Genomic DNA, 14,143 nt, shown 5'->3' on the forward strand with positions numbered 1-14,143 from the left:
TGCTTGCCTGCGATTGCATCACCTCGGTGTACCTGATACACCCAGTCGTCTGCATCGCGGGCAAGCCCGGCTCCCACAGAGGCTTACTCTTATAGAGCTGAGTTGATCCAATTTCTTGCCCAGCAAGACACGAGGCACAGCATGCAAATCAAACTCGCCAACCCCCGTGGCTTCTGCGCCGGCGTGGACCGGGCGATCGAAATCGTCAACCGCGCCCTGGAAGTCTTCGGGCCGCCGATTTACGTGCGCCATGAAGTCGTCCACAACAAATTCGTGGTCGAGGACCTGCGTGCACGCGGCGCCATTTTCGTTGAAGAACTGGACCAGGTGCCGGACGACGTTATCGTTATCTTCAGTGCGCACGGTGTTTCCCAGGCAGTGCGTACGGAAGCGGCAGGCCGTGGCCTGAAAGTCTTCGATGCCACCTGCCCGTTGGTGACTAAGGTGCATATCGAAGTCGCGCGCTACAGTCGCGATGGCCGTGAGTGCATCCTGATCGGTCACGCCGGCCACCCCGAAGTAGAAGGCACCATGGGTCAGTACGACGCCAGCAATGGCGGCGCCATCTACCTGGTGGAAGACGAAAAAGACGTCGCCAACCTGCAGGTGCACAACCCCGAGCGCCTGGCATTCGTGACCCAGACCACCTTGTCCATGGACGACACCAGCCGTGTTATCGACGCGCTGCGTAGTCGCTTCCCGGCTATTGGCGGTCCGCGCAAGGATGACATCTGCTATGCCACGCAAAACCGCCAGGATGCGGTCAAGCAATTGGCTGATGAATGCGATGTGGTCCTGGTGGTCGGCAGCCCTAACAGCTCCAACTCCAACCGCCTGCGGGAGTTGGCCGAGCGCATGGCGACGCCGGCGTACCTGATCGATGGCGCCGAGGACCTGCAGCGCAGCTGGTTCGATGGCGTCGAACGTATCGGCATCACGGCCGGCGCTTCGGCCCCGGAAGTCTTGGTGCGCGGCGTGATCCAGCAGTTGCACGCCTGGGGCGCAACGGGCGCCGACGAGCTGGCCGGTCGTGAAGAAAACATCACCTTCTCGATGCCCAAGGAATTGCGGGTTCGCTCGTTGCTCTGAATGCCAGAGTGCCGGTTAGCCCCGGCACAACGCCTGCTCGGTTTTATCGCTGCGCAGGCTGATGCGCCCACTGGGTGCCAGTACTATTTGATACACGCTGTGCGGCTCGCCCGTGGCGCAAATGTGCACGGTACCTGCGCGAAATCCCCCTCCCGAAAATACCGGATCGCCCAGCCCGCTGAAGCGGATCTCACTCTTAACCGACCCGTTGCCCACGACTGGAACACGCCCACTGTCCTGACGCATCAGTAGCACCGGATTGTCGTCGTCCGGTCGGCCGCGTCCACTCACATCCAAAATCACTCGCCAGCCCTGGCCCCAGTCGTCGCCCAGCGCATGAATGACCACTGCCTGGTTGCGTGCAACAGCCTCAGTGCGCGCGTAACGCAGCCCCTGCGCCAGCGCTTGCGCTGCGCTTTGCTGTTGCTGTGAATCCAGCAAGCGCTTGAAGCTTGGCACTGCCAGGTGCGCCAGGATGCCGCTCATGATCAGTCCGAGCAGAAGTTCGATCAGGGTGAAACCGTGCTGTTTCATGGAAACTCCGTCCGTGGATTAGGGCGCTGACCTAGGTATAGCGCTCTACCTGCGGAGATGAATGATGGCCTTTGTGTCCAAAGTATTTCCCTTTATTCCTGGAGCAGCACGGACGAAAAACCGGCGCTAGTCTTGGGCCGCACAGCAGATCTTTCTGCCCTTTCCGGCCCTCGACATGGATGACGACGGTAATGCTTGTTTGCCTGAAAACGACTTTTCCCCGCCTTTCACCTCTGCACCAAGTTGGCATGACGCTGATTGAGGTACTGGTAACGGTGCTGATTCTGGCCACCGGCTTGCTGGGTGCTGCGGGAATCCAACTGAATGCCCTCAAGCACACTGACAGTTCCAGGATGACCAGCCAGGCCAGCTTCATCGCCTACGACATGCTCGACCGAATTCGCGCCAACCCTGACGCAGACTATTCGTGGGGCCGAGCCGAGCGCGCTCCTGCCAGCACCGCGACCGCTAGCGTGCGTGATGTGGACTTGCATGATTTTGAAGCGAATATCCTCGGTTTTGCAGGGGAGAGTGCCGAAGGTTCGGTGGCAATCAGTGGGGGAGAGGTGACTGTCAGTGTGAGTTGGGATGACCACCGGGGCTCCAGCACGTTGGCTGCCAGGGAAACCTTCACGCTGACCAGCCGTATGCAGGGCGTGCAATGAACCGCCGTGCTCGGGGGTTTAGCCTGGTGGAATTGCTATTGGCCCTTGCCCTGGGCCTGTTGCTGGTACTCGGTGTCAGTCAGGTGGTCATTAGTTCCCGAGCAACCCAGGCCAGCCAGCAGGCCGCCATGCTGCTGCAGGACGATGCTCGGTTTGTCCTTGGCAAGCTGATGCAGGACATCCGTCAGGCGGGGATGTTTGGTTGCCTGGCCACGGCCTATATCGACAATGCCCCGCTGGCCTTTGATCGGCCGGTTTATTGGGGGGCGGGGAGTAGCTCAAGGGCGTTGACATTGGTGACTGCCGATGTCGGCGGACGTGGCACGCCTGACTGGACGGTGTTGTCCGACTGTTCGAGCGAGGCCCAGGCCTATGCAGGAACCTCCCCAGTGCCAGCGCCTGGGCAGACGCGTTTTGCCATACGCCAGCTGACTTACACCTTTGAAGCGGGCCAGTTGAAGCTGAGTACGCCCACAGCACCAGCCAAGGCTGTGTTGGTGGATAACGTTGAGGCGTTCGACATCAGTTTTGGTGTGGCCGCCAAGTCTGCATCGGTCGCCGTGGTGCGCTACGACGCCAACCCTTCCGACGAATCGCTGATACGTAGCGTGAGAATCCAGATGACGCTGCGAGACCCTTCAGGTCGGGTAAAGGATCAGACCTACAGCGTCGTAGCGGCGCTACGAAATCGTTTGGGGTAACGAGGACATGATGCTTTTAGTCGGCGGTTATGCACATCAGCGCGGCATGGTTCTGCTGATCAGCCTGGTGTTCTTGCTGTTGTTGTCATTGGTTGGCCTGTCGTCGATGCAAGGTGCTGTCGCCCAACAAAAGATCGCCGGCAGCATTTGGCATCGCAACCAGTCGTTTCAAAGTGCCGAAAGTGGCCTGAGGTTTGGAGAGGAGGGTGTTAGACGAACACCAGCAGCATTGCCGTTATGCCAATCGGCCCGCGCCTGTGCGCCCCCTGATGAAGCGTATGCGGTGGTCGGCAGCGGGATTAATCCTATTTCGAGAGTTAACTGGGTTGCGCTTAAGGGAGGGCTCTATGGCATTCAATTTCTGGGGCCTACCTTGGGGGTGGCCCGTTTACCGGCACAAACCCCTGCCGTGCTTTATCGAGTGACGGCGGTTGGGCTTAGTGGTCAGTCGCGTACGGTGCTGGAAAGCATGTACGCGCGGGTGGAGGTGGAGGGTGGTGCGCGGTTTGTGCGAGTGACATGGCGGCAACTTCAATAAGGAGCAGTGGGATGAGCATGGACAGCCAAGGTTTTACTCTTGTCGAGTTACTGATCGCAGTGGCGATCATCGGGCTTTTGGCCGGGATCGCTTACCCCGGTTACGCGGGCCACATGAAAAAGGTGTATCGCGCAGAAATTATCGCGCTGCTGACCGAGCAGGCTCAGCACTTGGAGCGCTTTTATACGAGGAACGGTACTTTTATTGATGCAAGCGGCGTCAGTGCGGGCAATGATCGCTATAGAATCACCGCTGCATTGAACCCTCAGGATTTCCATCTTGTAGCCACCCCGGTCGCTGAGTCGATGATGGCGGGCGATGCTTGCGGTGAGTTCAGCCTTACCAGCGTTGGCGCACGGAGCAACCCAGGTGCGGCGCCAGAAATGTCGCGCAAGCTTTGCTGGGGGCAATGATGAGGGTGCTGGATGACTGGGCGCCGAGAGTGCCTGTTCCTATTTTTCGGCTGGATCAAATGATGGCAAAGCAGCAGGTAGTGATTGTCGGTGGCGGAGTCATCGGCTTGTTGACGGCGTTCAACCTCGCCACCCAGGGGCAGTCAGTTGTGCTGCTGGAGCGTGCGGGGCTGGGGCAAGAGTCTTCGTGGGCCGGTGGCGGCATTGTTTCGCCGTTGTACCCGTGGCGCTACAGCCCCGCAGTGACTGCGCTGGCCCATTGGTCGCAGGATTTTTATCCACAGCTGGCTGAGCGTCTGTTCGCCGCGACGGGGGTCGACCCGGAGGTTCACACCTCAGGGTTGTACTGGCTCGATCTGGACGATGAGGCAGATGCATTGGCCTGGGCCGCGCGTGAAGGCCGGCCCCTGAGCAAAGTGGATGTCTCGGCCGCCCATGATGCGGTGCCGGTGTTGGGTGGTGGCTACAGCCAGGCGATCTACATGGCCAACGTGGCCAATGTACGCAACCCGCGCCTGGTCAAATCCCTCAAGGCAGCGCTGTTGGCATTGCCGGGCGTGACCATTCATGAGCAATGCGCGGTAACCGGGTTCGCCCTGGATGGCGCTCGCGTGGTGGGTGTAAATACCGCAGAGGGGCCGATCTTCGGCGATCAGGTCGTGCTGGCTGCAGGCGCATGGAGTGGTGACTTGCTCGGCACGCTAGGGCTGGCGTTGCCGGTGGAGCCGGTCAAAGGCCAGATGATTCTATACAAGTGCGCCTCCGACTTTTTGTCGAGCATGGTCCTGGCGAAGGGGCGTTATGCGATCCCGCGACGTGATGGGCACATCCTGATCGGTAGCACCCTGGAGCATGAGGGCTACGACAAGACGCCAACCGAGTCGGCCCTGGAAAGTCTCAAGGCCTCGGCGGTAGAGCTGATCCCGGCCCTGGCAGACGCCAAGGTAGTGGGGCATTGGGCCGGCTTGCGCCCCGGCTCGCCGGAGGGCATTCCCTACATCGGCACCGTACCGGGCTTTGAAGGTCTGTGGCTCAACTGCGGGCATTACCGCAATGGCCTGGTGCTTGCGCCGGCATCCTGTCAGTTGTTTGCTGACTTGTTGCTGGAACGTACACCGATAATTGACCCTGCGCCTTATGCGCCGGAAGGTCGGATCACCGCTGGATAGACTTCGGCCCCTGCTCCAGGTGCGCCTGGGTGCAGTACCACTCCTGGCGCGAGCTCAAGGCGCGGTCCTGCGGCAGGTGCACGCCGCAGTGGGCGCAGCGCACCATCAAGGCTGCGTCGGGTTCGCTGGCGCGTTGTTGTTTGGCGGCCGGGCTTTTGAATTTGCGCCAGAACCATACCGCGGCGGCAATAACGGCAATCCAGAACAGTAGACGAACCATGATGGTGAGCTTCTCGACAAGGAATGCGCCAGTTTAGCCAAGGACATTGCAGGCGCACAGCGCAATAATGCTTGGCCACAAAAAAGGGAGCCCCGAGGGGCTCCCTTTTTGCGTTGTGTCGACAGCTATCAGTCGAACACACCGAAGGTCATGTAGCTGAACCACGAACGGTCCTGGTTGTTGCCCAGGGCCTGCGGTGCTTCTTCTTCGATCACATCGCCGTTCTCGTCGTGCGGCTTGAGGTCCGAAGGAATGGCGTCCTTCGCATCCTGGAACTGCTTGATCACGTCCTGGTTGGCGCGGGTTTCGCCCGGCGGCAGCGGTGGACGGGACTCGATCAGACCCAGGGTGTACTTGCTCAGCCACGAGCGGTTGTCCGCCTCGGCGACCTGCGGTACGAACTGGCCGTCTTTCAGGCTTGGGTGATCCGGGTAGTTGAGCTTCAAGGTTTCCAGGCTGGTGGCCGCCAGGGCGTCCAGGTGCAGGCGCTGGTAAGCCTCGGTCATTACGGCCAGGCCGTCACCCACCGAAGGAGTTTCCTGGAAGTTTTCCACTACATAGCGGCCACGGTTGGCGGCAGCTACATAGGCCTGACGGGTCAGGTAGTAGTGGGCAACGTGGATCTCGTAGGAGGCCAGCAGGTTGCGCAGGTAGATCATGCGCTGCTTGGCGTCCGGCGCGTAGCGGCTGTTGGGGTAGCGGCTGGTCAGCTGGGCGAACTCGTTGTAGGAGTCGCGGGCAGCGCCCGGGTCACGCTTGGTCATGTCCAGCGGCAGGAAGCGGGCCAGCAGGCCAACGTCCCGGTCGAACGACGTCAGGCCCTTCATGTAGTAGGCGTAGTCCACGTTCGGGTGCTGCGGGTGCAAGCGGATAAAACGCTCGGCGGCGGACTTGGCGGCTTCCGGCTCGGCGTTCTTGTAGTTGGCGTAGATCAACTCAAGCTGGGCCTGGTCGGCGTAACGGCCGAACGGGTAGCGCGACTCCAGGGCCTTCAGCTTCGCTGTGGCGCTGGTGTAGCTATTGTTGTCCAAGTCTTTCTGAGCCAGTTGGTACAACTCGACTTCGCTCAGGTTTTCGTCGACGACTTCCTTTGTTGACGAGCAAGCAGCAGTCATGGCGAGGATGGCGATCAGCAGCAGGTGTTTCACTTGCATGGCGGCTTGCGTCCCTATGACGGCCGCTGTCTTGGGCGGGGCCGTCCTGTTATGATGAGCGCCCCGTTGAAAGCCTCGGGGCAAAAGACGCCGTATTTAACCACAAGCGCGCAGCCGAAACCAAAGGCTGTGCCACGCCTAGTCTGAGCATGTCCGATAAAATTGAACTTCGCGCAGAGGTGCCGTCCGAATTGGGCGGCCAACGCCTCGATCAAGTCGCCGCACAATTATTCGCTGAGCACTCGCGCTCGCGCCTTTCCGCCTGGATCAAAGACGGCCGCCTGACTGTGGATGGAGCGGTTATCCGCCCGCGAGACATAGTCCATGGCGGTGCGATTCTTGAGCTGACTGCCGAGCAGGAAGCCCAAGGAGAATGGGTCGCCCAAGACATCGAGCTGGACATCGTCTATGAAGATGACGACATCCTGGTGATCAACAAACCCGCAGGCCTGGTGGTTCACCCGGCTGCCGGGCACGCTGATGGCACCTTGCTCAATGCCTTGCTGCACCACGTGCCGGACATCATCAATGTCCCGCGCTGCGGCATCGTGCACCGTCTGGACAAGGACACCACCGGCTTGATGGTGGTGGCAAAGACCATTCAGGCACAGACGCAGTTGGTCACACAGCTGCAGAGCCGCAGCGTCAGCCGGATCTACGAGTGCATCGTGATCGGCGTGGTGGTGGCAGGTGGCAAGATCAACGCACCGATCGGTCGTCACGGCCAGCAGCGCCAGCGTATGGCGGTGATGGAAGGCGGCAAGCAGGCCGTGAGCCACTACCGTGTACTGGAGCGTTTCCGCTCCCATACCCATGTGCGGGTCAAGCTGGAAACCGGCCGTACCCACCAGATTCGTGTGCACATGGCCCACATCAACTTCCCGTTGGTCGGCGATCCGGCCTACGGCGGCCGCTTCCGTATTCCACCGGCGGCGAGCCAGACCATGGTTGAATCGCTGAAAAACTTCCCGCGCCAGGCACTGCACGCGCGCTTCCTGGAACTGGATCATCCGACGAGCGGTAAGCGGATGAGCTGGGAATCGCCGTTGCCGGACGATCTGGTCTGGTTGCTGACGCTGCTCAAGCAGGATCGCGAGGCATTTGTCGGATGAGTGACTGGCTGATTCCTGACTGGCCTGCGCCGGCTCAGGTGAAAGCCTGCGTTACCACCCGTGCGGGCGGCGTCAGTCTGGCGCCGTTCGACAGCCTCAATTTGGGCGATCATGTCGAAGACAGCCTGGAAGCCGTTCTCGAAAATCGCCGCCGTCTCCGCGATGCCTTCGATATTCAACCTGCCTGGCTGCGTCAGGTCCACGGCGTGGCCGTGGTTGAGGCCGACCCTGGCCGCACGGTTGAAGCCGACGGCAGTTGGACAAGTACCCCTGGCGTCGCCTGCACGTCAATGACCGCCGATTGCCTGCCAGCATTGTTTTGTAACCGTGCCGGCACTCGTGTGGCTGCGGCGCATGCCGGTTGGCGGGGGCTGGCGGCTGGCGTGCTGGAAGCTGCGTACGAAAGCCTGGACGCCGAGCCTGCCGATGTACTGGTCTGGCTGGGTCCGGCCATTGGCCCACAAGCCTTTGAAGTCGGCCCGGAAGTGCGTGAAGCCTTCATGCAGCAACTGCCGATCACCGCCGAAGCCTTTGTGCCCAGCCGCAATCCCGGCAAGTTCATGGCTGACATCTATAAGCTGGCCCGCTTGCGCCTCGCCGCACGCGGTGTCACCGCCGTTTATGGTGGCGGTTTCTGCACCGTGACCGATGCCCGCTTCTTTTCTTACCGTCGCAGCCCTCGCACTGGTCGGTTTGCCTCCCTTATCTGGCTCGAACGCTAGACTCTTCTGACTTGCGTCAACTGTCCGACGCTTGAAACTCCCAGAATCCACCCCATCTATAAGGGTATCTGGCAGGTTTCTTCATTCAGGATGTTTTATAGCTCCGGCCTGCTCAAAAGGAAGGTGACTAATGCGTATTGATCGTTTAACCAGCAAATTGCAGTTGGCATTGTCTGATTCTCAATCCTTGGCGGTGGGTCTCGACCACCCGGCCATCGAGCCTGCGCACTTGATGCAGGCGCTCCTGGAACAGCAAGGTGGTTCTATCAAACCCTTGCTGATGCAGGTGGGCTTCGACGTCAACAGCCTGCGCAAGGAGTTGAGCAAAGAGCTCGACCAACTGCCGAAAATCCAAAATCCAACTGGCGACGTGAATATGTCGCAGGACTTGGCGCGTCTGCTCAACCAGGCGGATCGCCTGGCCCAGCAGAAAGGTGACCAGTTCATCTCCAGCGAGCTGGTACTGCTCGCCGCCATGGACGAAAACAGCAAGCTCGGCAAATTGTTGCTGGGCCAGGGCGTGAGCAAGAAAGCCCTGGAAAATGCCATCAACAACCTGCGCGGCGGCGACGCGGTCAACGACCCCAACCATGAGGAGTCGCGCCAGGCCCTGGATAAATACACCGTCGACCTGACCAAGCGCGCCGAAGACGGCAAGCTCGACCCGGTGATCGGCCGTGACGACGAAATTCGTCGCACCATCCAGGTGCTGCAACGTCGCACCAAGAACAACCCGGTGCTGATCGGTGAGCCGGGCGTGGGTAAAACCGCGATTGCCGAAGGTTTGGCCCAGCGCATCATCAATGGTGAAGTGCCGGACGGCCTTAAAGGCAAGCGTCTGTTGTCCCTGGACATGGGGGCATTGATCGCGGGTGCCAAATTCCGTGGTGAGTTCGAAGAGCGCCTGAAATCCCTGCTTAATGAACTGTCGAAGCAGGAAGGGCAGATCATTCTGTTTATCGATGAACTGCACACCATGGTCGGCGCCGGTAAAGGCGAAGGTTCGATGGATGCGGGCAATATGCTCAAGCCGGCCTTGGCGCGGGGTGAGTTGCACTGCGTCGGTGCCACTACGCTCAATGAGTATCGCCAGTACATTGAAAAGGACGCGGCCCTTGAGCGTCGCTTCCAGAAAGTGCTGGTGGAAGAACCGAGCGAAGAGGACACCATCGCGATCCTGCGTGGCCTGAAAGAGCGTTATGAGGTCCACCATAAGGTGGCGATTACTGACGGTGCGATCATTGCGGCGGCCAAATTGAGCCATCGCTACATCACTGACCGGCAGTTGCCCGACAAGGCCATCGACCTGATCGACGAAGCGGCCAGCCGCATTCGCATGGAGATCGACTCCAAGCCGGAAGTGCTCGACCGTCTGGATCGGCGCCTGATTCAGCTTAAAGTTGAGTCCCAGGCCCTGAAGAAAGAAGAAGACGACGCGGCGAAGAAACGCCTGGAAAAACTCCAGGAAGAAATCGTCCGCCTGGAACGCGAGTATTCGGACCTGGAAGAAATCTGGACTTCGGAAAAAGCCGAAGTGCAGGGCTCTGCCCAGATCCAGCAGAAAATCGAGCAGTCCCGCCAGGAACTGGAAGCAGCGCGCCGTAAAGGCGACCTGAACCGCATGGCCGAGTTGCAGTACGGGGTGATCCCGGACCTGGAGCGCAGCCTGCAGATGGTCGATCAGCATGGCAAGCCTGAGAACCAGTTGCTGCGCAGCAAGGTGACCGAGGAAGAAATTGCCGAAGTCGTCTCGAAGTGGACCGGCATTCCGGTGTCGAAAATGCTCGAAGGTGAGCGCGACAAACTGTTGAAAATGGAAAGCCTGTTGCACGAACGTGTGATCGGTCAGGAAGAGGCCGTGGTGGCGGTGTCTAACGCGGTGCGGCGTTCGCGGGCCGGTTTGTCCGACCCGAATCGCCCGAGCGGCTCGTTCATGTTCCTCGGCCCGACCGGTGTGGGTAAGACCGAGCTGTGCAAGGCCTTGGCCGAGTTCCTCTTTGATACTGAAGAGGCCATGGTGCGGATCGATATGTCCGAGTTCATGGAGAAACACTCGGTGGCGCGCTTGATCGGTGCACCACCAGGCTATGTGGGTTACGAAGAGGGCGGTTACCTGACCGAAGCCGTGCGGCGTAAGCCTTACTCGGTCATCCTGTTGGATGAGGTCGAGAAGGCGCACCCGGATGTGTTCAACATCCTGCTGCAAGTGCTTGAAGACGGCCGCCTGACGGACAGCCACGGACGTACGGTGGACTTCCGTAACACGGTGATCGTGATGACCTCCAACCTGGGCTCGGCGCAGATCCAGGAACTGGTAGGGGACCGTGAAGGCCAGCGAGCTGCTGTAATGGATGCGCTGACCAGTCACTTCCGCCCGGAATTCATCAACCGGGTCGATGAAGTGGTGATCTTCGAGCCTCTGGCACGGGATCAGATCGCGGGCATCACCGAGATCCAGTTGGGTCGCCTGCGTAGTCGCCTGGCCGAGCGTGAGCTGGACCTGGTGTTGAGCAGCGAGGCGTTGGACAAGCTGATCGCGGTCGGTTACGACCCAGTGTATGGCGCACGGCCTCTGAAACGTGCGATTCAGCGCTGGATCGAGAACCCGCTGGCACAGCTGATCCTGTCGGGCAGCTTTATGCCTGGCACCAGCGTCGAGGCGACCGTGGAGAACGACGAAATCGTCTTTCACTGAGACTTGAAACTGGCGCAATAAAAGAAGGCCCCGCACTGCGGGGCCTTTTTTTTTCGATAGGGCGTTGAACTGTAAGGAAAAGGCTTGTAAAGTGCGCCCCGCAACAACGTCAGCCCACGGGTTTCTTCTCCCCAAGAAGAAATCAGAAACAAGCGCAAATCATTGTCTTAAAAGCAATTTAAAGGGTTGACAGGGGTTTTTAAGATTGTAGAATAGCGCGCCTCAGACATGACAACGTAGCGATACGGAAGACTCGAAGAGAAGGTTACACCGCAGTAGAAGTTGTACTTTGAAATATGTAGTTCCGTGATAGCTCAGTCGGTAGAGCAAATGACTGTTAATCATTGGGTCCCAGGTTCGAGTCCTGGTCACGGAGCCAATTTCAAACCGGGGTATAGCGCAGTCCGGTAGCGCGCCTGCTTTGGGAGCAGGATGTCGGGAGTTCGAATCCCCCTACCCCGACCATATTTGGGTCGTTAGCTCAGTTGGTAGAGCAGTTGGCTTTTAACCAATTGGTCGTAGGTTCGAATCCCACACGACCCACCATTTTTGAGACCAGTTCAGGCTGGAATCGAATCTTAAGATCAGAGGCCAAAAGCGCTGATCGAAGAAGGCGACTGAAAGGTCGCCTTTTTATTACCGGGGTATAGCGCAGTCCGGTAGCGCGCCTGCTTTGGGAGCAGGATGTCGGGAGTTCGAATCCCCCTACCCCGACCATATTAAAAATCCTCGTATCGAAAGATACGGGGATTTTTTTTTGCCTGTGAAGATCTCAAATATGACGCAAAAAATGTGGGAGCTGGCTTGCCTGCGATAGCGGTCTGGTAGCTAGCCTATTCGCTGCTGATCCACCGCTATCGCGGGCAAGCCCGCTCCCACAAGGTTTTGTGCTGTTAGTGCAGCTTGAGGCGTGGCTCGGTCCCGCGCCCGATCTTGCTACCCAACATCAGCATCGCCGTACGGAAGAACCCATACAGCGCCATCTGGTGCATACGGTACAGCGACACGTAGAACATCCGCGCCAGCCAACCCTCCAGCATCACGCTGCCAGTGAGGTTACCCATCAAGTTACCCACAGCGGAAAAACGCGACAGCGAGATCAGCGAACCGTAGTCGGTGTACTTGTAGCTCGGCAGGTCCTTGCCTTCGATGCGCAGCTTCAACGACTTGGCTAACAACGAAGCCTGCTGGTGAGCCGCCTGAGCCCGTGGCGGTACGTTGCGGTCAGTGCCCGGTTGCGGGCAGGCGGCGCAGTCGCCAAAAGCGAAGATGTTTTCATCGCGGGTGGTTTGCAGCGTCGGCAGCACTTGCAGTTGGTTGATGCGGTTGGTTTCCAGGCCATCGATGTCCTTGAGGAACCCCGGTGCGCGAATCCCTGCTGCCCAAACCTTGAGGCTGGCGGGGATTACCTGGCCGCTGCTGGTGATCAGCGCGTCGGCCGTCACTTCGCTCACTGCCGAGTTGGTCAATACCGTCACCCCGAGTTTCTCCAGGGTTTTATGCACAGGCCCGCCGATACGTTCTGGCAGGGCAGGGAGCACCCGTGGGCCGGCTTCGATCAGGGTGATGTGCATGTTTTCCGGCTTGATGCGGTCCAGGCCATAGGCTGCGAGTTCATGGGCTGCGTTGTGCAACTCGGCGGCCAGTTCGACACCGGTGGCACCGGCACCAACGATAGCGACGCTGATTTTCTCTTCCACATCGGTCTGACCGGCATGCGCGCGCAGGTAGTGGTTGAGCAACTGTTGGTGGAAACGCTCGGCCTGTTTGCGGGTGTCGAGGAACAAGCAGTGTTGTGCCGCGCCTTCGGTGCCGAAGTCGTTGGTGGTGCTGCCGACTGCGATCACCAGGCTGTCGTAGCCCAGTACGCGTGCGGGCACCAGCTCACGGCCTTCTTCATCAAGGGTGGCAGCCAACTGGATTTTCTTCTGTTCGCGGTCGAGCCCGCTCATGCGCCCCAGTTGGAACTCGAAGTGGTTCCATTTGGCCTGGGCAACGTAATTGAGCTCGTCTTCCGAAGAATTCAGCGAACCGGCGGCCACTTCGTGCAGCAGGGGCTTCCAGATATGGGTCAGGTTGGCATCCACCAGCGTGATGCTGGCGGTACCGCGCTTGCCCAGAGTCTTACCCAGGCGGGTAGCCAACTCCAGGCCGCCGGCGCCGCCGCCGACGATAATAATACGATGGGTCATGGGGATATCTCGCAAGGCTAAAAGAAATCGGAGCAGTTACCCCCGCGAGCGCCAGGCAGCTCATAGCGTCAGGTAACTCAAAAGGCGGCTCAGCAAGCCGAGCCCGACCACTGCCACCAGCACCACACCGAGGAGCAGCCAGGGCCGGAAAGGCTTGCGCTCGACTCGGTTTTGGGAGAGTTGCAGGTACTCTTCGACATGCTGCTGGTCATCGGGGTTCAGGCGGCTGGTCATATAAAGCCTCGTCAGGTAGACGTTGCAAAAGGGCGCCACGTTACAGTCCGGGGGGATCAGAGGCTGATGCCCACGTCGAATACTATGCTGCGGCCCAGGTTGTTGCGCAAGAAATCCGGCGCATCCGGATGCGCGAACAGCACCCGTGCAAACGTCGGCCCCACCAGCGACAGCGAGCGCCAGCCCTGGCGCAGGTATTCGGTTGGCGGCGGGAAATGGCTGTTAAGGTCGAGCACTTCACGCTTGAGGCTGGTGAAGGCGATGAGATCCAACTCTCCCAGGTCCATCCCGCGCTCTTTATAGTTGTGCGCCTTTTTGCGCAGTGTTGGCGCCAGGCGCAGCAGGAACTCATGGGCCGGAATGCGCCGGGGCTTGGCCTCGCGCCGCACCAGTTGGCTCAGAGAGAATGCGCTGCGCCGGCGCAGCAGTTCGTCGCGCCATTCGTCGTTCAGGCGCCGACCTTCGTCCAGGACGAAAAAAACCTCGAAGCTGGCATCGCGAAACAACACGTCCGGCGGCTCTTGCCCGGCGGCGTGAAACTCTTCGGCACGGTAAGGCACATTCAAGCCTTGTAGCAGGCGCTGGCACACCCAACGCTCACGCTCCCATTTGCGGGCATTGGACAGGAATGCATTGGCTTGTTCGGCCGCTACGGTGAGCAGGCGCAAGTAATCTGAGTCATCCATAGCTAGCAGCTTAGCGCTC

At 59.6% G+C, this 14,143-nt stretch carries 14 protein-coding genes, 4 tRNA genes and 1 pseudogene; 13 read left to right on the forward strand and 6 right to left on the reverse strand.

From position 1 onward, the window contains the following. The first annotated feature begins 141 nt into the window (after positions 1 to 141). Positions 142 to 1,089, forward strand: coding sequence for a 4-hydroxy-3-methylbut-2-enyl diphosphate reductase (gene ispH, locus CFE47_RS19610; protein ID WP_185708289.1), 948 nt, complete (start codon positions 142 to 144; stop codon positions 1,087 to 1,089). On the opposite strand, the pseudogene CFE47_RS19615 reads toward ispH, so the two are convergent. Further along, positions 1,043 to 1,623: pseudogene (locus CFE47_RS19615) on the reverse strand (GspH/FimT family pseudopilin). The gene ispH and the pseudogene CFE47_RS19615 sit on opposite strands and share 47 nt — an antisense overlap. Positions 1,624 to 1,814: 191 nt before the next feature. Here CFE47_RS19615 and pilV point away from each other — a divergent pair. The 5 genes from pilV to thiO are packed head-to-tail and all read left to right on the forward strand — an operon-like array spanning position 1,815 to position 5,109. Continuing rightward, complete coding sequence (gene pilV, locus CFE47_RS19620) at positions 1,815 to 2,288, forward strand: type IV pilus modification protein PilV (RefSeq protein WP_502695494.1); 474 nt, start codon at positions 1,815 to 1,817, stop codon at positions 2,286 to 2,288. Then, the gene (locus CFE47_RS19625) at positions 2,285 to 2,989 is read left to right on the forward strand and encodes a prepilin-type N-terminal cleavage/methylation domain-containing protein (RefSeq protein WP_286839606.1); all 705 of its coding nucleotides are present in this window, start codon (positions 2,285 to 2,287) and stop codon (positions 2,987 to 2,989) included. Before pilV ends, CFE47_RS19625 begins: the two co-directional genes overlap by 4 nt. A gap of 10 nt (positions 2,990 to 2,999) precedes the next feature. Further along, on the forward strand, positions 3,000 to 3,527 hold the full coding sequence (locus CFE47_RS19630) for a pilus assembly PilX family protein (protein WP_286839737.1): 528 nt from the start codon (positions 3,000 to 3,002) through the stop codon (positions 3,525 to 3,527). An 11-nt stretch (positions 3,528 to 3,538) separates the two neighbouring features. Then, positions 3,539 to 3,940, forward strand: a complete 402-nt coding sequence (locus CFE47_RS19635) for a type IV pilin protein (RefSeq protein ID WP_286839609.1) — start codon at positions 3,539 to 3,541, stop codon at positions 3,938 to 3,940. 59 nt (positions 3,941 to 3,999) lie between these two features. Beyond that, positions 4,000 to 5,109 (forward strand): glycine oxidase ThiO, encoded by a 1,110-nt coding sequence (gene thiO, locus CFE47_RS19640; RefSeq protein ID WP_286839612.1) that lies wholly within the window; start codon positions 4,000 to 4,002, stop codon positions 5,107 to 5,109. Here the strand turns inward: thiO and CFE47_RS19645 are convergent. Both CFE47_RS19645 and CFE47_RS19650 read right to left on the reverse strand, forming a co-directional pair. Then, a complete protein-coding gene (locus CFE47_RS19645; RefSeq protein WP_178919156.1) occupies positions 5,096 to 5,329 on the reverse strand; it encodes a PP0621 family protein in 234 nt (77 codons plus the stop codon). The genes thiO and CFE47_RS19645 overlap by 14 nt on opposite strands. A gap of 128 nt (positions 5,330 to 5,457) precedes the next feature. Further along, entirely contained in the window at positions 5,458 to 6,483 is a 1,026-nt protein-coding gene (locus CFE47_RS19650; protein WP_185708294.1) for an outer membrane protein assembly factor BamD, read from the reverse strand. A gap of 149 nt (positions 6,484 to 6,632) precedes the next feature. Between CFE47_RS19650 and rluD the strand changes: the two genes are divergently transcribed. The 7 genes from rluD to CFE47_RS19685 all read left to right on the forward strand — a co-directional run bounded on the left by rluD (position 6,633) and on the right by CFE47_RS19685 (position 11,729). Next, complete coding sequence (gene rluD / locus CFE47_RS19655; protein WP_058423068.1) at positions 6,633 to 7,595, forward strand: 23S rRNA pseudouridine(1911/1915/1917) synthase RluD; 963 nt, start codon at positions 6,633 to 6,635, stop codon at positions 7,593 to 7,595. Further along, a complete protein-coding gene (gene pgeF / locus CFE47_RS19660) occupies positions 7,592 to 8,317 on the forward strand; it encodes a peptidoglycan editing factor PgeF (RefSeq protein ID WP_286839620.1) in 726 nt (241 codons plus the stop codon). Before rluD ends, pgeF begins: the two co-directional genes overlap by 4 nt. A 130-nt stretch (positions 8,318 to 8,447) precedes the next feature. Next, positions 8,448 to 11,012, forward strand: coding sequence for an ATP-dependent chaperone ClpB (clpB, locus tag CFE47_RS19665; RefSeq protein ID WP_185708296.1), 2,565 nt, complete (start codon positions 8,448 to 8,450; stop codon positions 11,010 to 11,012). Between the two features lie 303 nt (positions 11,013 to 11,315). After that, positions 11,316 to 11,391 (forward strand) — tRNA-Asn (locus CFE47_RS19670). Between the two features lie 9 nt (positions 11,392 to 11,400). After that, a tRNA-Pro gene (locus CFE47_RS19675) sits at positions 11,401 to 11,477 on the forward strand. Positions 11,478 to 11,482: 5 nt separating this feature from the next. Continuing rightward, positions 11,483 to 11,558 (forward strand) — tRNA-Lys (locus CFE47_RS19680). Between the two features lie 94 nt (positions 11,559 to 11,652). Further along, positions 11,653 to 11,729 (forward strand) — tRNA-Pro (locus tag CFE47_RS19685). Between the two features lie 176 nt (positions 11,730 to 11,905). Here CFE47_RS19685 and CFE47_RS19690 read toward each other — a convergent pair. Genes CFE47_RS19690 through CFE47_RS19700 form a run of 3 tightly spaced genes read right to left on the reverse strand, consistent with a single transcriptional unit; the run spans position 11,906 to position 14,124 of the window. After that, positions 11,906 to 13,204: an NAD(P)/FAD-dependent oxidoreductase gene (locus CFE47_RS19690; RefSeq protein ID WP_135307559.1), complete on the reverse strand. Its 1,299-nt coding sequence runs from the start codon at positions 13,202 to 13,204 to the stop codon at positions 11,906 to 11,908. Positions 13,205 to 13,264: 60 nt separating this feature from the next. Beyond that, positions 13,265 to 13,438, reverse strand: coding sequence for a DUF3094 family protein (locus CFE47_RS19695; RefSeq protein WP_185708298.1), 174 nt, complete (start codon positions 13,436 to 13,438; stop codon positions 13,265 to 13,267). Positions 13,439 to 13,494: 56 nt separating this feature from the next. Beyond that, positions 13,495 to 14,124: a DUF1780 domain-containing protein gene (locus CFE47_RS19700; RefSeq protein ID WP_083360208.1), complete on the reverse strand. Its 630-nt coding sequence runs from the start codon at positions 14,122 to 14,124 to the stop codon at positions 13,495 to 13,497. Positions 14,125 to 14,143: the final 19 nt, after the last annotated feature.

Source organism: Pseudomonas sp. PGPPP1, assembly GCF_002255865.1.
GTDB classification, from domain to species: domain Bacteria; phylum Pseudomonadota; class Gammaproteobacteria; order Pseudomonadales; family Pseudomonadaceae; genus Aquipseudomonas; species Aquipseudomonas cremoris.